At 49.6% G+C, this 18,034-nt stretch carries 13 protein-coding genes; 9 read left to right on the top strand and 4 right to left on the bottom strand.

Going from position 1 to position 18,034, the window contains the following annotated elements; all coding sequences use genetic code 11:
- Nucleotides 1-59 precede the first annotated feature (59 nt).
- The 7 genes from K2G41_RS01460 (at nt 60) to K2G41_RS01430 (ending at nt 6,521) form a co-directional block, all read left to right on the top strand.
- Nucleotides 60-299 (top strand): hypothetical protein, encoded by a 240-nt coding sequence (locus K2G41_RS01460; RefSeq protein WP_300113402.1) that lies wholly within the window; start codon nt 60-62, stop codon nt 297-299.
- Nucleotides 292-1,380: an agmatine deiminase family protein gene (locus K2G41_RS01455; protein WP_300113399.1), complete on the top strand. Its 1,089-nt coding sequence runs from the start codon at nt 292-294 to the stop codon at nt 1,378-1,380. Before K2G41_RS01460 ends, K2G41_RS01455 begins: the two co-directional genes overlap by 8 nt.
- A gap of 45 nt (nt 1,381-1,425) precedes the next feature.
- The gene (locus K2G41_RS01450; RefSeq protein WP_300113397.1) at nt 1,426-2,301 is read left to right on the top strand and encodes a carbon-nitrogen hydrolase; all 876 of its coding nucleotides are present in this window, start codon (nt 1,426-1,428) and stop codon (nt 2,299-2,301) included.
- A gap of 64 nt (nt 2,302-2,365) precedes the next feature.
- Nucleotides 2,366-2,911: a hypothetical protein gene (locus K2G41_RS01445; protein ID WP_300113394.1), complete on the top strand. Its 546-nt coding sequence runs from the start codon at nt 2,366-2,368 to the stop codon at nt 2,909-2,911.
- 81 nt (nt 2,912-2,992) lie between these two features.
- On the top strand, nt 2,993-3,751 hold the full coding sequence (locus K2G41_RS01440) for a shikimate dehydrogenase (protein WP_300113391.1): 759 nt from the start codon (nt 2,993-2,995) through the stop codon (nt 3,749-3,751).
- A gap of 80 nt (nt 3,752-3,831) precedes the next feature.
- On the top strand, nt 3,832-4,395 hold the full coding sequence (locus tag K2G41_RS01435; RefSeq protein ID WP_300113388.1) for a YbaK/EbsC family protein: 564 nt from the start codon (nt 3,832-3,834) through the stop codon (nt 4,393-4,395).
- Nucleotides 4,396-4,601: 206 nt separating this feature from the next.
- Nucleotides 4,602-6,521, top strand: a complete 1,920-nt coding sequence (locus K2G41_RS01430) for a ComEC/Rec2 family competence protein (protein ID WP_300113385.1) — start codon at nt 4,602-4,604, stop codon at nt 6,519-6,521.
- 24 nt (nt 6,522-6,545) lie between these two features.
- On the opposite strand, the gene K2G41_RS01425 is transcribed toward K2G41_RS01430, so the two are convergent.
- The 4 genes from K2G41_RS01425 to K2G41_RS01410 form a co-directional block, all read right to left on the bottom strand.
- Nucleotides 6,546-6,947: a 2-amino-4-hydroxy-6-hydroxymethyldihydropteridine diphosphokinase gene (locus K2G41_RS01425; RefSeq protein WP_300113382.1), complete on the bottom strand. Its 402-nt coding sequence runs from the start codon at nt 6,945-6,947 to the stop codon at nt 6,546-6,548.
- A gap of 19 nt (nt 6,948-6,966) precedes the next feature.
- The gene (locus K2G41_RS01420; protein WP_300113379.1) at nt 6,967-9,105 is read right to left on the bottom strand and encodes a Tex family protein; all 2,139 of its coding nucleotides are present in this window, start codon (nt 9,103-9,105) and stop codon (nt 6,967-6,969) included.
- An 8-nt stretch (nt 9,106-9,113) separates the two neighbouring features.
- On the bottom strand, nt 9,114-10,139 hold the full coding sequence (locus tag K2G41_RS01415) for a metallophosphoesterase (RefSeq protein WP_300113376.1): 1,026 nt from the start codon (nt 10,137-10,139) through the stop codon (nt 9,114-9,116).
- Nucleotides 10,140-10,381: 242 nt separating this feature from the next.
- Complete coding sequence (locus K2G41_RS01410) at nt 10,382-11,551, bottom strand: acyltransferase (RefSeq protein ID WP_300113373.1); 1,170 nt, start codon at nt 11,549-11,551, stop codon at nt 10,382-10,384.
- Nucleotides 11,552-11,937: 386 nt separating this feature from the next.
- Here K2G41_RS01410 and K2G41_RS01405 point away from each other — a divergent pair, with 386 nt between their 5' ends.
- Together K2G41_RS01405 and gltB are read left to right on the top strand one after the other, a co-directional pair.
- The gene (locus K2G41_RS01405; RefSeq protein WP_300113370.1) at nt 11,938-13,362 is read left to right on the top strand and encodes an ammonium transporter; all 1,425 of its coding nucleotides are present in this window, start codon (nt 11,938-11,940) and stop codon (nt 13,360-13,362) included.
- A gap of 151 nt (nt 13,363-13,513) precedes the next feature.
- A complete protein-coding gene (gene gltB / locus K2G41_RS01400) occupies nt 13,514-18,022 on the top strand; it encodes a glutamate synthase large subunit (RefSeq protein ID WP_300113367.1) in 4,509 nt (1,502 codons plus the stop codon).
- The last annotated feature ends 12 nt before the right edge of the window (nt 18,023-18,034 follow it).

The raw sequence follows: 18,034 nt of genomic DNA, 5'->3' as shown, positions 1-18,034 counted from the left end.
AGCAGGCTTGTGTCCTGAGATCGCGGTTTATTATCAGTCTTACCCTAAACCTAATTACAATGGATCATATTACCGACCTTTTCAACGATCTGCTGCACCACTTCGGCAGTATTGATATCGCAGAGGCGGAATTTAAGAAACTAATACATGAAGATCCCGAACTGAGAGCCAAGTATCGTGAATGGTGCGATGAAGTCGGTAGCTCTGAAAAACGGGGTTTTCTGGACTATTGTGAAGAATATTTCGAGTCCCAAGATTCTATATGGGACAATTTAAAAGATGACTATGAGGATGAATGAACATCAAACCATTCCCTCTCTCCGCCGTTTTCCAGCCGAATGGGAGCGTCACGACTGTGTGATGCTCGCTTGGCCTCACGACGAGACCGACTGGAACTACATTCTTTCGGATGCACGCCGTTGCATCGCCGATATTGTAAGGGCCGTGTCGCGCGACGAATGCGTAATGCTCGTCGGGCCGGCCTCGCTCTGCCTCCCCTCGATAAAGGAGCAGGGGTTTGATCCGGAGCGCGTGAAATTCTTCGATCTTCCCACCAACGATACTTGGGCACGCGACTTCGGTCCTCTGACAGTAGAAGTGGATGGCTCGATCCGCCTCCTTGATTTTAAGTTCAATGGCTGGGGTCTGAAATTCGCCGCTGACAGGGATAATCTCATATCCTCTCGTCTTGAGGGATTGGGTGCTTTTTCAGCCGGAATGGAAAACCGGTTGAATTTTGTCCTTGAGGGAGGTTCGGTCGAATCGGATGGCGAGGGAACATTGCTCACCACTGCCGAATGTCTCCTGTCACCCAACCGTAACGGAGAGTGGGGTCGCGAACAGATATCCCGGTATCTCGCCGAGGCTTTCGGTTTCACACATCAGATGTTTCTCCACCACGGTGCGCTTCTTGGTGACGATACGGACAGCCACATCGACACCCTCGCCCGACTTGCTCCGCACAGCACCATCCTGTATTGCGGTGCGGGCGAACCGGGGAATCCGAATTATGATGAGTTGGCCAAGATGCAGGAGGAACTTACTACTCTGCGCACACCCGACGGAATGCCTTATAATCTCATTGAACTTCCGCTACCTGACACGATCGAGGCAGATGGCGAGATCCTTCCCGCGACATACGCCAACTTCTTGATCACTCCATCGAGCATTCTTCTGCCCGTCTATGGACAGTATCGAAAGGATATGCTTGCCGCACAGACTTTGAAGATCGCTTTCCCTGACCACGAGATCGTGCAGATTGATTGTAATCCCCTTATCCGTCAGCATGGTTCACTCCATTGTGTGACGATGCAATTTCCGGTCGGGGCGGTGGCAGGTATCGCTGATGGTAAATGGATTGAAAACTCTACACTTGATTGAATCGTTTATTTTTTGCTCTCCGACTTAAAATATTGAACTGAATATATGAAAGTAGGAATCATACAGCAACACAACACTTCGGATATTGAAAACAACCGTCGCCGTCTCGGCGAAAAGATCATACGCCTTGCGTCTGATGGGGCGGAACTGGTAGTGCTTCAGGAACTTCATGACTCGCTTTACTTCTGTCAGGTTGAAAGCGTGGATAACTTTGATCTTGCGATACCACTTGACTCGTCAGTCGTAAAATTCTACTCCGACACCGCGCGTCAGGCAGGAGTCGTGCTCGTGACCTCGTTGTTCGAACGCCGTGCTGCAGGACTTTATCACAACACTTCACTTGTCTTTGATAAGGATGGATCGTTGGATGGAAAATATCGTAAAATGCACATACCTGATGATCCCGCATATTACGAAAAATTCTACTTTACACCCGGTGATCTCGGTTTCAAACCGATCGACACCTCTCTCGGTCGTCTCGGTGTGCTTGTCTGCTGGGATCAGTGGTATCCAGAGGCAGCACGTCTGATGGCCATGAACGGTGCTGAAGTGCTCATCTACCCGACGGCCATAGGTTGGGAGAGCAGCGACACTGACGATGAGAAACAGCGTCAGCGTGAGGCGTGGATGACTGTTCAGCGTGGACATGCCGTTGCCAACGGTCTTCCTGTCGTGACGGTCAACCGTGTCGGACATGAACCTGATCCCTCCGGTGCGACGAACGGCATCATGTTCTGGGGTTCAAGCTTCGTGGCCGGTCCGCAGGGCGAATTGCTGTATCTTGCCTCAGACAACGAGGAGGCTATGGCTATAATCGATATTGACATGAAGCGTTCGGAGCAGGTGCGTCGCTGGTGGCCCTTCCTGCGTGACCGCCGTATCGAGAATTACGGTGATCTCACCCGTAGGTTCATTGACTGATCACGTTCGTCTGTTTCAATGTTTTTCTGTTAAAGTACAGTTTTGATAATCAGATTTAAGCATCTTGAAAAAGACTCGACCGTTCTCAACGACTTCCGGTGACTATCTCTCAGTCCTGATTTCGCTATGGCTTCCGCGCTATGGATGGATCATTATCGTGCCCATCGCTATTTGTGCCGCGCTCGGCTTTGTGTTTGACGAGCGTCTGCTGCTCGTGGCCCTGATGCTCCTTTTCATAGTCGTGCCGATGCTCATGTCGTTCCTCTATACATATTATATGCTCACCCCGGAAGCCCGTCGGGCTGTCCTACGGAAAGAGGTGGAGATTGCCGACGGAGAGTATATACGACTGACCTATCTGAATCCGGAGTCGCAGGAGACGGAGGATGACGGCAACAATAAAGATAGCAGGATGCTGCTACCGGTTGCCGGTAAGGATTCACGCGTTAAATCCGCTCCCCTGCGTTTACCTCCACCGGAGACGATACAATGGACCGATGTGCTCGGCGTGAGATCGACCTCGCGTTTCACGGTCTATTTGCTCCGGGGACCGCGGCTCATGTTTCTGCTTGTCCCTCATGCGGCTTTCATTCGTGAAACATTGGCATAGGAGAATCAGAAATTCTTTGCATCTTTGCATACGATCTGAAATTTAATTATATATCATCCCCAAAATACATACATAACAAATATGTCAGTACCTCATAAAAAGGTCTATGGCCTTATCGGTTTCCCCCTTACGCATTCGTTTTCGATGAACTATTTCAATAATATGTTTGAGTCGGAGAATATTGATGCGGAATACGTGAACTTTGCAATCCCCGAAATAGATGCTCTCAAGAACGTGCTTTCAGATAATCCGAATCTTGCCGGACTCAATGTCACCATTCCGTACAAGGAGCAGGTCATCCCTTACATGGATGAAATGGATGACGAGGCGGCTCTCATCGGAGCTGTTAATGTGATAAAGATAATCCGTGGCAAGAACGGAGACATACGTCTTAAAGGATTCAACAGTGATGCCATGGGATTCCAGAATTCCATTGCTCCGCTTATCAACGCCAAGCGTAACCGCGCTCTCATTCTCGGTACGGGAGGAGCATCAAAAGCCGTCAACCGTGCGCTTATAAATCTCGGAGTAGAGCCGGTCTATGTCTCGCGTACTCCTGCTGACGGCCAGCTCTCCTATGCCGATCTCACACCTGAGGTGATGGCTTCGCACAAAGTGATAGTCAACTGTACACCTCTCGGCATGTATCCCAATGTGGATCGTTGTCCGGATATTCCATACGATCTTCTCACACCTGAACATCTCTGCTATGATCTGATCTATAACCCCGACGTCACTACTTTCATGAAAAAGTCGCGTGCCAACGGTGCAGAGGTCAAGAACGGTCTTGAAATGCTGCTTCTGCAGGCTTTCGAATCGTGGAATATCTGGAATTCCTAAATAGATAATTTTGTTACGTGCAGGGAGGTTTGGTGTGAGTTACATTCCACTCCCTGAAGAGGAAATTTGTATTTGAAACAATGGACAATAATAAGACTTTCTATACAAGCGAGGTCATGACAGGCGCACCTGCCGTGTTCAAGACCGATACTCAGAGGCTTATTTATGAATCGCTTGATAGAGCCGGGATTGATTATACAAGAATCGAAAGCGATCTCGGTGTATCGATGGATGACTGTCTGAACATCGATAGGGCTTTCGGTATCGACACTGTCAAGACCATACTGCTGACTAACCGTCAGAAAAACAAATTCTGGCTTTATGTGACTCATGCAAGGAAGCCGTTCATTACGAAAGAATTCGGCGCATCATTGCAGATACCAAGAGTCTCATTCGCGGATGAGGAACTGATGTTGGCTATCCTCGGAACTGCTCATGGTGCGGCCACTCCTTTCGGACTGCTTAGGGATGAGGCCTCCGAGGTGACATTCGTGATGGATCGAGATGTTGCTGCGCGTGACAAAATCGTGCTTACTGACGGTGATCCCTGCGGATTCATCGCCATATCCAATGCCGATCTGTTCAGGCTGCTCGGAAAGTCACCGGTTCTCATTGAGAATCCGGCTGAAATCATTATGCCATAACATTCATTTTTACGCCTTTATCCACACACGTTCTTCTGTCATCGCAGTGGTGCGTGTGTGGTTTTTATTTACCGATTATGCGGTTTCATTCAGTCCCATTGCTCCCATTTACCGTTGTCTTTATCATCGGTATTCTCCTCCATGATTGTGGATGGGCTGAATTGTGGTTGACTTTACTTTTAGGTATAGTTAGTGGAGGATTCTTTATGATCCGAAAGCCGTATGCCGGACTGATGTGCTGCGGAATTCTTCTTGGCTATGCTGTCAGTGCTGCAAACGAACCTGCTCCTTTTCCTGAGGGGATAGAAGGTCGTGAACTGGATTATTCAGGAGTGGTGATGGAGATACGGCACTTTGATCCGTCACAGGTAATGGTGGTTAAGGTAGATTCGTGTATTGGAAAGATGTGTCGTCCTTTTCTCGTCAAGCTGACGACGCCCTCATCATTGCCATCCGTTGAGGAGAGGGACAGAATAGATTTTACCGCATCTGTTTCTCCTCTTGCTTTTGAACCTGACTTGCCGGGTGAGACTGATTACGACAGACCATTGCGACTGATGGGTGTGGTAGGGCAGACATTCGTGCGGCCTGACAGTCTGAACGTTTCAGGATTAGAGCTGGGAATGATGAATGTCATCCGTCGTTTCCGTACAGATGTCACTCTTGCTATAGTAGATCTGCCGGTTTCCGACGGATGTAAGGAATTCCTCAATGCCGTGCTTACAGGGGACCGCTCAATGCTCACTCCCGATATGCAGGAGCTTTTCTCTACCACCGGTCTTTCACATCTGCTTGCATTGAGCGGATTGCATGTGGCCATAATTGCCGGATTGATTTCAGTCCTGCTTTTTCCGCTTGCCTTAGTGAGACGCGGACGCATCCTGCGCGGTGTTGTGGTGGTCACGCTTCTGTGGCTTTTTGCTATTATGACAGGTCTTGGTCCTTCTGTGGTGCGTTCGGTGCTGATGGTGACGCTGTTTTTTATCGCTTACTCGCTACAACGTCAGCGTTCGCCTTTCAATTCGCTTTGTGTTGCAGCCTTGATTATACTTGTCTGTGATCCCAATTCACTGTATTCCATCGGATTTCAGTTGTCGTTTTTAGCAGTCGGGTCCATCCTGTTGTTTGCCGAACCTTTCAATCCGTTTCCGCAACGTCAGACACTCCTCCACGGGATTGCTGCTTATCCTGCCGTGACGTTGGCTGCAATGATGGGGACAGCAGTCGTGAGCGCGTATTATTTCAATGTGTTTCCTCTTGTGTTCCTTCCGGTCAATTTCGTTGCCGCGCTTCTCATGCCATTTGTCCTTGCCGGAGGCGTGGTCATCACTCTTTTCAGTCTCGTCGGACTTACCGTTCCATTCTTAGCGGGAATGGTTGACTGGCTATTCAGCCTGCTCCAAGGTTCGGCTGCATGGTTCGGATCTTTTTCATGGACTGCCGTAAAGGATGTGGATGTGTCCGTGCCCACACTCCTTGCGTGGTTCGTCACGCTGATACCGTTGGCATTGTGGTTCTACAGACGTAGAATTGTTTATATGACAGCTTCATTGCTGTGTCTGGCATTCACATTTGTAACTGTCATTGCGTCTGAGAGGCCGTATGAAACGGTTGAAGTATATATCCCACGTTCAAAACACCACACATCCATTATGGTCAGGGATGGTGGCACACTCCATGTCGTTACCTCTGCTCCTGAACGGACTCATGGTGAATTGTGTGCAGAATACAGGCGTAAATATGCCCGCTACATGCTTTCACGCGGTATTGATTCGATCCATGTCATCACGCCGGCCCGCCATGCTGTGGAGTCTCTTGAAGTCTGTGGCAGACGTTACGCCCTTATACATGATGCCCGCCAGATCTCCGAAAGCGATGAGGGGAGTGGTTATCGCTCCGATTCGGGAGTCCATCTGGATTATGCGGTGATCTGTTCAGGATTCAGAGGTGATATAAATGCTTTGGCAGAAAAGCTTGATGTGGATTCGATACTTCTCTCCGCCGATATGAATACCCGCCGTCACGATCGCTATTTCAGCGAACTGTCTGAAGCGGGTCGGAATGTGCGTTCACTCAGACGCTCCCCGTTCGTCTGGCGAACGGAGAGCGTCGGTTTGATAGATTAATGTATTGTTTGTAGTACGGGATTCTCAGTGTGTTTCGTAAGCTCCTTTTGAAAGAAGTTCGCGGTAACCGAGATTGAAATAATTACGTTCGAAGTCTCTCGGACGCTTGATATGCTCATCCCAGATAACTACATCGAGATCAATCGGTATGATTCCTTCCATGTTGCCGATCTCTGTCCGTCCGCATTCTGCTTCCCATTCTTTCAGGAAACTTACGGTGGCATCATAGTCATGTGGAGTGAAACCGAGGATCACGGCATTCAGATACGGTTTGTCCTTACCGTTGATTGCTTCCGTTTCATAGACGGATGAGACCGAACATTTGTTCAGTGATCCGCAGATATGCTCAATGGCCCGCGTTATCTGATATTCGCGGTCGGGGCTATTGCTTCCTAGGCCGATCGTGCAGGAGTGTTGCCTGTCCATATATTGAGTAAAATGGTTTTTACTGATTTACACCTTTCATGGTGAGCGCGATTCGCCCACGCGGAATATCAATGTCCATCACACGGACGCGTACATTCTGACCTATGCTGACCACGTCTGCCGGCGACGAGATGAATCGTTCGCTTAACTGAGAGATGTGTATCAGGCCGTTTTCCTTCATACCGAGATCCACGAATACACCGAAGGCGGTTATGTTATTGACTTTTCCCGTGAGTTCCTGTCCGATATGGAGATCGTCGATCTTACGCACGGCATCGTCGTAAGGTACTTCCTCGGCTGTTTCGCGTGGATCACGACCCGGTTTCTCAAGTTCAAGGATTATGTCGGTGAGGGTAGGGAGACCTACTTCCTTGGTCACATATTTATCAAGTTCGATGCTATGGAGGAGATTGCGGTCACGTGTCAGACGGCCGATATCGGCCTTAGCGTCGGCTGCTATCTGTTCGACAAGCGCATAGCGTTCGGGATGCACGGCTGTATTGTCGAGTGGATTCTTGCTGCCGGGGATACGCAGGAAGCCGGCACACTGCTGAAATGCCTTTTCACCCATGCGCGGAACGTCGAGCAACTGAGTGCGTGTGGTGAAGTCGCCGTTTTCAGCTCGATATTTCACTATATTGGCGGCAAGTGCCGGGCCGATACCGGAGACGTAGGACAGCAATTGCTTAGAGGCTGTATTGATGTTGACTCCGACAGAGTTGACACAGCTTTCCACCACATAGTCAAGAGCTTCCTTGAGCTTGGCCTGATTTACGGCATGCTGATACTGTCCGACACCGATTGACTTGGGATCTATTTTGACGAATTCGGCAAGCGGGTCGAGAAGACGACGGCCTATGGAGACAGCTCCACGTACAGTCACATCTTCATTCGGGAATTCCTCACGTGCAACTTCTGACGCCGAGTAGATCGACGCTCCGTTTTCATTGACCATGAATATCTGTACCTTGCGGGGGAGCATGACGTCGCGGATGAAGCGTTCGGTCTCGCGTCCGGCTGTACCGTTTCCGATAGCTATGGCATCGATGCGGTAGCGATCCACATAGAAGCAGATGGCATCCGCCGAGCCAACGAAGTCATTTGCGGGTGGAGTGGGGTAGATCACGTCGTGCTGGAGGAGATTGCCCTGCTCGTCAAGGATCACGAGTTTGCAACCGGTGCGGAATCCGGGATCAATGGCAAGCACCCGTTTGCGTCCGAGAGGAGCTGACATGAGAAGCTGGCGTACATTGTCAGCAAACATCTGGATCGCTCCATTGTCGCTTTTTTCTTTCGTTGCCGAGGCGATTTCATTCTCGATTGATGGACGCATCAGGCGGCGATAGCCGTCCTTGACAGCAGTCTTTACAACAGCGGCAGACTCCGGAGTAGCTGTCGATTTCACGAACATACGGCTGAGACGGTCTATCATCTCATCATCATCAATCGTAATGGCTACTTTCAGCACCCCTTCTTCCTCTCCGCGTCGGATGGCGAGATAGCGGTGAGAGTTGCACAGACGTAGGGGTTCGGAGAAATCGAAATAATTCTGATAATTCCGGCCTTCATCTTCCTTGCCCGGAACGACTTTCGAGCGAATGGTTGCCGAACGCTGATAGCGTGAGCGCACGAGATTGCGCGCTTTCTCGCTTTCGCTGACCCATTCGGCAATGATGTCCGCCGCGCCGGCGATGGCCTGACTGATGCTTCCCGCATCCTTGGCAAACTTGCGTGCCTGTCCCTCTATATCCGAGGAGTTCTGGGCCATGATCATACGTGCGAGAGGTTCGAGACCTATATTGCGCGCCGCCTGTGCGCGGGTGTTGCGTTTAGGTTTGTAAGGAAGATAGATATCTTCAAGCACGACCGGATCAAGTGTCTCGGTGATGCGTTCCTGAAGTTCGGGAGTAAGCAGATCGCGTTCCCGGATGACATCCATTATATATTCCTTGCGTTTGTCAAGTTCTGTAAGTTCCTGATGGCGCGTCTGTATGGCATGGACTGTGACTTCATCCATTCCGCCGGTTGCTTCCTTGCGGTAACGTGAAATAAAGGGGACAGTGGCACCTTCGTCAAGCAGACGAAGACAGGCAGCCACATGTTTGCGCAGATATGTGCCAAGTTCAGCAGTGATTACGTTGGCGTGAACGTTTGCCATTAATTGTATTAATTAGTGCTTTTTAGTGTTATGAGTGTAATTTCGGGGGTTGCACCTATGCGTGCCGGAAACCCGACGGTTCCGCCGCCGATATTGACATATAATTGATGTTGATTGTCCGAGTCTTTGTATAATCCTCCCCATGTCGGATAACGGTACTTTGCCGGTGACCATCCGAGCATCTCTATCTGCATGGCGTGTGTGTGGCCTGAGAGCGAGAGGGCCACGCGTTGCGACGGATGGTCGGCAATCGAATCGACCCAGTGGGCGGGATTGTGCGTGAGAAGAATTTTAGTGACGCTGTCCGATAATTGCGGATAGGCTTTGATGAGTGAGCCATAGACCTTGAAAGGGGGATCACCGATATTTTCCACACCTATCAGTGCCACGGAGTCATTGCCCTGACGCAGCATTTCTGTCTCGTTGAGCAGCAGACGCCATCCCATTGATTTCTGCAGATCTTTCAGACGGTCGAGATTCGCCTGCTTCGCAGCGGCCGACGGCCAGTTGGAATAATCACCGTAGTCATGGTTGCCGAGGATCGAATATATTCCGTCAGGAGCGGTAAGGCGGGAGAACGGGCTCGTATGTGGCGGGAGTTCATCAGTTTTGGAGTTGACTATGTCACCGGTGAACACGATGAGGTCGGGATGGAGGGAGTTGATGCGGTCAACGAATTTCGCAACGAAGGTCGTATCAGAACCGAATGTCCCGACGTGCATATCGGAGAACTGCGCTATGCGGTAGCCGTCAAATGCCTTGGGAAGTCCGGGGATTTCAACGGTCACCTCTTTCACATCAATGGCGAAACGATTTATGAGCGCACCCCACCACAAGGTGAAGAATACGGCAAATCCCGCCACTGCACCCGTCGTGGAAAGCCATTTAAGACGTTTCCGCCGGAACAGTACCGGGATTTTTGCAATAAGATCTATTATTACGAATATGTATTTCGAAACATAGACTGATATATATGTGAAAAGCATCCACATAGTAGCCAAGAGCACTGAAGGCGCACAATTGCGTTTCGGCATGCAGATGACTGTCAGGATAAGCAGAAAGAGGAGGATCGCACTCCATAATTGCACACGGCTTGGCCACAATTGACGGCATCTGTGTTTCAGTGCTTTATAAATATAGGTATCGACAGCTATGTTTACAAAGAGAAATACAAATAACGGAAGGAGTGGCAGGCGCATGACGGTAGTTGTTTTTGTTTAATGGGAATACAGTTTTTTGTAAGATTTATTCTGTGAATATAATCTTTCTGTCAATTCTAACAACAACCTGAGGCAAGTAGTTTATTGCGCAGTGGATTCGCATACATCATATACATGTATGTACGCATGAAACTGCGCTCCTGAGTGGTGACGTCAGGGATATCGACCTTGTCAAGCTGACCTTCGATATATTCCTGCACTCTCTTCATCTCTTCGTCATCGTAGCGTTCACGATACATGTCTGAATCGAACGCGAAATCGTATGCCACATAGTTTATGGGATAGATCTTGTAGCCTCCGTGTATGCCGCAGTCGATATGGTGGCATATCTGACGGATGGTTTCCTGTTTGTCAGTATCCGCAGGGATTGAAGAGATCAGCGGAGTTATGCAGCTTGCGAAAGATATGTGGACACGGCCTTTGTATTGCATCAGACCGGTCTCCATGGAGAAAAGATCGTCATGCTGTGATTTCTTGAAGTCGGGATCACGATGGCGTAGGAGATACTCGCGGGCTTTCAGATAGTCGTTCGGATCAAACTCGTAGGATATTGCGGCAGGGAAGATATTGATCTCAGCGAGGTTCTCGGTCAGAGTTCCTCCACCGGCAAGTCCGAGCATCTTTAGGACACTTTCCTGAGTATGGTCGCTCGAATCTTTTGCACGACCCTGTCGCTGGGCTATCCAGATGCTTTCCTTCTTGTTGCGGATGGCATGATGGATGTAGCCTGATAATTCGCGTGCTGCGTCAAGTGCTTGACGGGTAGGAAGATTGCGCTTTACAATAAAACTGCCGTTGAGTTTGACAAGATCGGTGATCCATTCATAGATCAGGAGATTGTCGCCGATCGCCACCTCGGATGTCTTCATGTCGTTGCGCAGGAAGATAAGGTTGAGGAAGGATGCATCGAGCACTATATCGCGGTGGTTTGTAATGAATGTGTAAGACATGTCGGGCTTCACGTTCATTACTCCGGAAGCGGTCACACCGGCCGTTGTCTTGCGTTCGAGCTCGTTGAGGAAATTTTGCATCACACGCGACTGGAACTCACGCTTTGAATTGCAGCTCGTGAGCAGGGCTATGAATTGCGGATAGTCAATATCGGGTAGAATCCAGCGGATAGCATGTTCAAATCCGGGTTCCGACACCATTTTTGCAATGATCTCCTTGAACTGACTATCGTCGTAGGGAGCTATATCTGTGAAATCTAAATTATTTGCGTCCATTACGCTTCGGGGTTTATCAGATAAACCAAATAGATGAAACAATAGTTGGCTCAAAGGTAGAAGATTTTGATAAATTATGCAAACGATTTAAGGTTTTATTGGATATGGGAGTTTGGAATTAAGAATTTTTTATGTTGGAAATACGTCTCGTTGATTTTAACCGATAGCTTGTACGCCTGATGATTGACTATATGGTTGATGATTGACTGAAATGCGATAGTATAATTTGGAAAAATACTTTTAATTTGTGATTTTATAAAGAAATTTGCCAAATAATTTGGTTTGAATATAGCAATTTGCTACTTTTGCGAAGTCGAATAAATTTTTTTAAGATTGTTTAGGTTTCGATTTCAATTTTGAATCAATAATATAAAATCTGATTAGGTATGGTTTTAAAAGGTAAAAGAGTCAAGGTAGGATGGCTGACGGTGCTTGCGGCTATGATTGTCGTGAGTATCATAGGTCTTACCACAGAGTTTTCCGACTCGTTGTTTGATCTGGCAGGGGATCATCTCTGGGCTAATGTAGCATGGATGATCACGGCCACGATCTTTGTGCTTATGATGACTCCGGGACTTTCGTTTTTCTACGGAGGTATGGTCCGGCCGAAAAATGTCATCTCGACCATGCTTCAGAGTTTTATCGTCATGGGGTTTGTGAGTGTGATATGGGTGGTGTTTGGTTTCAGTCTTGCATTCGGTGACGATATCGGCCATGTGATCGGAAATCCTGCGGACTTTTTCATGATGAAGAATGTCGGAGTGGATAATGTTACGGGCAAAGAGGGCCTTTCGCAGATCGGGATTGCGGTGACCACAATTCCGCTTGCGCTTTTTGCGTTGTTTCAGATGAAGTTTGCCATCATCACTCCCTCTCTTATAACCGGTGCATTTGCTGAACGCGTCCATTTCTCCGGTTACCTTATGTTCATGGTGCTATGGACGGTGATTGTCTATTGTCCACTTGCACACTGCACATGGCATCCCGAAGGATTGTTTGGTATGATGCACGTCCATGATTATGCCGGTGGTATAGTGGTTCATGCGGCTTCCGGTATTGCCGCGCTTGCGGGTGCTATGTTCCTCGGTCGCCGTCGTAAGGTCAAGGGTGAGAGCGATAAGCCGGCCAATGTGCCTTTCGTGCTTCTCGGTGCGGCTCTTCTATGGCTCGGATGGTTTGGCTTCAACGGCGGAAGTTCACTTGCAGCTGACGGCATTGCGGTGTCGGCTTTCCTCAACACTAACACTGCGGCGGCAACCGCGATGGTGGCATGGATAGCTCTCGATGCAGTACGCGGTCACAAGCCGTCGGCCATGGGGGCTGCGGTCGGAGCTGTTGTCGGACTTGTGGCCATTACGCCGTGTGCCGGTTGGGTGACAGTGGGGCAGAGTATATTCATAGCTCTTTTCATAACCGTTTGTTGCAATGTAGCCACGTCATGGAAAGGTTACAGCAATCTTCTTGATGATGCCCTTGACGTTTTCCCGACCCACGGCCTCGGTGGTATCATAGGGACGGTACTGACCGGTATATTTGCCTATGATTTCTTTGCGCGCACGGAGACAGGGATGATCTCGCGCGGTGAATTTTTCTGGAATCATATACTTGTGCTTCTGATAGTGTTTGTCTATACCTTCGTTATGAGTTATCTCCTTTACTGGATCACTGATAAGATAATCCCCATGCGTGTGTCCGGCTGGAACGAGCAGGTAGGACTCGATTCATCGCAGCACGGTGAGGCATACGGAAGCGAGACAAGTTCAGTCGTTCCCACCGAGAGTGACTGGTTCAAGGGAACGGAAGAAAACTAAAAAATCCACGAAATATCTGTCAGATCACAGGCGGCTCCCGAATATGGAAAATATGTTTGAAATTGCAGCGTGCCGTGTGGCTTGGAGAGCCGCCTGAATCTGATCAGAGAGGCATAAAATAGATTATTAAACAGATCAGCTATATAGATAAATGCAAAAGTCAACACCAACACAACAAGGTCTCTATGACCCGCGTTTCGAGCATGATGCATGCGGCGTGGGCTTACTGGTAAATGTGCGTAACATCAAGTCGCACCATCTTGTGGAGAAAGGTCTGCAAGTACTCGAACACATGGTCCATCGCGGTGCGGAGGGTGCTGATCCTAAGACCGGCGACGGTGCCGGTATAATGGTGCAGATTCCACATGAATTTATCCTGCTTCAGGGAATCCCTGTTCCTGAAAAGGGTCGATATGGCACGGGACTCGTGTTCTTCCCGCGCAACGAGGATACCATACAGATAATTCTCGGCATCATAGAGCGCGAGGCCATAGAGCTCGGTCTCAAACTGATTGCCGTCCGCGATGTGCCGGTCAACAACGAGCAGCTTGGATCGGTGGCGCGTGCGGCCGAGCCGGTCATCAAGCAGATCTTTGTTTCCGACGAGGAGAGTGATGATCCGGTAGAGATGAGGCTCTATCTCTTGCGTAAGGCGGTAGAAAAGAAAGTGCGTTCGCTCTCGCTTGACGGAAAGGATGATTTCTACATTGTCTCCCTGTCATCGCGCATCATTATATATAAAGGTATGCTTTCGAGCCTCCAGTTGCGCTACTATTTCCCCGATCTGATGAATCCGCGATTCACCACGGCAATGGCTCTCGTGCATTCACGTTTCAGCACCAATACTTTCCCTACGTGGTCATTGGCACAACCGTTCCGTATGCTCGGACACAATGGCGAGATCAATACCATTCAGGGTAACCGCCTGTGGATGAAAGCCCGTGAATGTATGCTCCGTCCGGAAGCTTTCGGCGACAGGGACATGACTCCTATAGTGCAGCCCGGAATGAGCGACTCGGCATCACTCGACAATGTGCTTGAGTTTTTCGTAATGTCGGGCATGAGTCTGCCGAGGGCACTGTCAATGCTTATTCCGGAATCGTTCAACGACAAGAATCCGATTTCACCTGAACTGAAGGCGTTTTATGAATACAACTCCATTCTCATGGAGGCATGGGACGGTCCGGCAGCCCTGCTTTTCAGCGATGGCCGTTATGCCGGAGGTATGCTTGACCGCAACGGTCTGCGTCCGGCAAGATATCTGATAACAAAGAATGATACCGTCGTTCTTGCGTCAGAAATGGGTGTGCTTCCTTTTGATGCCTCCGAGGTCAAGGAGAAAGGCCGTCTGCGCCCCGGCAAGATGATGATGATCGATATGGAGGAGGGAAAAATCTATCAGGATGCAGAGCTGAAAGAAGCTCTCGCCAGCGAATTTCCTTATCGTGACTGGCTTTCACGCAACCGTATCAGCCTTGACAACATCAGTTCGGGTCGAAAGGTGGAAAACAGTGTGAAAGATCTCAGCCGTCTTCTCCATACCTTCCTCTATAACCGTGAGGAAGTGGAACAGATTATGACTCCGATGGTCACTGACGGAAAAGAACCCGTCAATTCGATGGGTAAGGATACTCCTATCGCTGTGCTTTCCGAAGAACCCCAACTGCTTTTCAATTATTTCAGACAGCACTTCGCGCAGGTGACAAATCCTGCCATCGATCCTCTGCGTGAGGAACTGGTGATGAGTCTCGACAGTTACATCGGAGCAGTGAAACTCAATCTCCTTGATCCTTCACCCGAACTCTGCAAGATGGTGTTGCTGAAACGCCCCATAATCACCAACCGGGAGCTTGACCTTCTCTGCAATCTGCGTTACAAAGGATTCAACACCCGTAAACTATCCATGACATTCCCGGCGTCGGAAGGCCATGAAGGACTCGTCAAGGCTATCGAACGCCTTTGCCGTGAAGCTGAACAGGCAGTTGACGAAGGTTGCAACTATGTCGTGCTTTCGGATCGTGATGTCGATGCCGACAATGCGCCTATACCTTCGTTGCTGGCCACGGCAGCAGTCCATCATCATCTCATCGATTGCAAGAAGCGCACGCAGACCGCACTCATCATAGAGACTGCCGATGCCCGCGAGGTAATGCATTTCGCTCTACTTACAGGTTACGGTGCAAGTGCGATAAATCCTTATCTTGCATTCGCGGTCATAGAGGATCTTGTGAAACGTCATGAGATACAGCTTGATTTCGATACGGCTTCTAAGAATTATATCAAGGCTATCGACAAGGGATTGCTGAAAGTGATGTCCAAGATGGGTATATCCACGCTTACGAGCTACAAGGGAGCGCAACTTTTCGAGGCTGTCGGACTTTCTGATTCTTTGTGTCGAGAATACTTCGGAAATACCGTCAGCAAGATCGGTGGAGTCGATATCCAGCAGCTTACAGCTGACATACTCGCTCCTCATGCACAGGCTTTCGACGATGATTTTGACACTGAAGCTCCGCTTCCGTTCATCGGTCAATATTCCTTCCGCAAAGATGGAGAGTCACATGCATGGAATCCTGAAACAATATCGACTCTCCAGCTTGCCACCCGTCTCGGAAGCTACAAGAAATTCAAGGAATACACCTCGCTTGTCGATAATAAACCCCGTCCCATTTTCATCCGCGATTTTCTTGACTTCCGTAAAGGAGAACCGATTCCCGTTGAGGAAGTAGAGCCGGAGGAGGCTATCATGCGACGTTTCGTCACTGGTGCGATGTCGTTCGGTTCGATCAGCCGTGAGGCTCACGAGGCACTGGCTATGGCCATGAATGCTATCGGTGCGCGCAGCAACACGGGTGAGGGTGGTGAGGATCCCGAACGTTTTGCCGTGCGTCCCGACGGATCTTCTGTCCGTTCGGCCATTAAGCAGGTGGCGTCCGGACGTTTCGGCGTGACAACGGAGTATCTTGTGAATGCCGATGAAATACAGATTAAGGTTGCACAGGGTGCAAAGCCGGGTGAGGGTGGACAGCTTCCGGGATTCAAGGTGGATAAGATTATTGCCAAGACACGTCATTCAATACCCGGAATCTCTCTTATCTCACCTCCTCCGCATCACGACATCTATTCAATCGAGGATCTCGCACAGCTGATATTTGATCTCAAAAATGTCAATCCTGCGGCTAAAGTCAGCGTTAAACTCGTTTCGGAAAGTGGAGTGGGTACTATCGCGGCGGGCGTGGCGAAAGCCAAAAGCGATCTGATCACAATAAGCGGCAGTGATGGCGGCACAGGTGCGTCGCCCGCAAGCTCGATCCGCTATGCCGGTGTCCCGGTTGAGATCGGCCTGTCGGAGACACAGCAGACTCTCGTCATCAACAATCTTCGCGGGCAAGTGAAACTTCAGGCCGACGGTCAGCTCAAGACTGCGCGCGACGTGATCATCCTCGCAATGCTCGGTGCTGAGGAATTCGGTTTTGCAACGAGTACCCTCATAGTGCTCGGATGTGTGATGATGCGCAAGTGTCACAAGAACACATGTCCCGTTGGTGTGGCTACGCAGAACGAGGAATTGCGCAAACGATTTGCTGGCCGTTCGGAATATGTGGTCAACTTCTTCCGTTTCCTTGCACGTGAAATCCGTGAGACAATGGCGGAAATGGGAGTAAGGAAACTCGACGACATCATCGGTCGTCCGGATCTTCTTTTCATAAAGAGCGGTATGGATAAAACCAAGACCGCAGGATTGGATTTCAGCCGTCTGCTCCATATCCCGGCCGAGGCCGAGACTAACGCTGTGATCAATGTCACCACACAGAAGCACGACATAGATCATGTGCTTGACCGCGAGATTATAAGCCGTGCATATCCGGCAATTGAATCAGTAATGCCTGTCGAACTTGACTTCACCATCTGCAATACTGACCGATCTGTCGGTGCGATGCTGTCAGGTGTGATAGCCAAAAAGTTCGGAGATAAGGGCTTGCCTGAGAATACGATCAATTGTACGTTCAAGGGAGCGGCAGGACAGAGTTTCGGTGCATTCCTCGCCCACGGCATAAGTTTCCGTCTCGAAGGTGATGCCAATGACTATGTGGGTAAAGGTCTTTCCGGCGGTAAGATCGTGATTGTGCCTCCTGCCGGATCTACTTTCGCTCCTGAAGCCAATATCATTGCCGGAAACACCATCCTCTATGGGGCTACTGCAGGAGAGATCTACATCAATGGCCGTGTGGGCGAACGTTTCTGTGTCCGCAATTCCGGTGCCACTGCTGTGGTGGAGGGCGTCGGCGATCACTGCTGCGAGTATATGACGGGTGGCCGTACGGTGGTGCTCGGCACTACCGGCCGAAATTTCGCCGCCGGTATGAGCGGTGGTATCGCTTACGTCTGGAATCCGGACGGTGATTTCGATTACTTCTGCAATATGGAGATGGTTGAGTTGTCGCTGATCGAGGAGATGGCTGACAACCGCGAGCTTTATCGTCTGATCGGCAATCATTTCCGCTATACCCATAGTCCGCTTGCGGGTGCTATGCTCGATGATTGGGATAACTATGTCGGTCAGTTCATAAAGGTGATTCCGATCGAGTACAAAAAGGTGCTCCATGATGAAAAGGTGGCACGTCTCGAACGCCGCATAGCATCAATGCAGGTTGATTAAAATTCAGGTTCA

This window comes from Duncaniella sp., from assembly GCF_029056165.1.
Lineage (GTDB): Bacteria > Bacteroidota > Bacteroidia > Bacteroidales > Muribaculaceae > Duncaniella.
The sequence above is the reverse complement of the archived record's forward strand: the minus strand, read 5'-3'. Positions and strand labels throughout refer to the sequence as shown.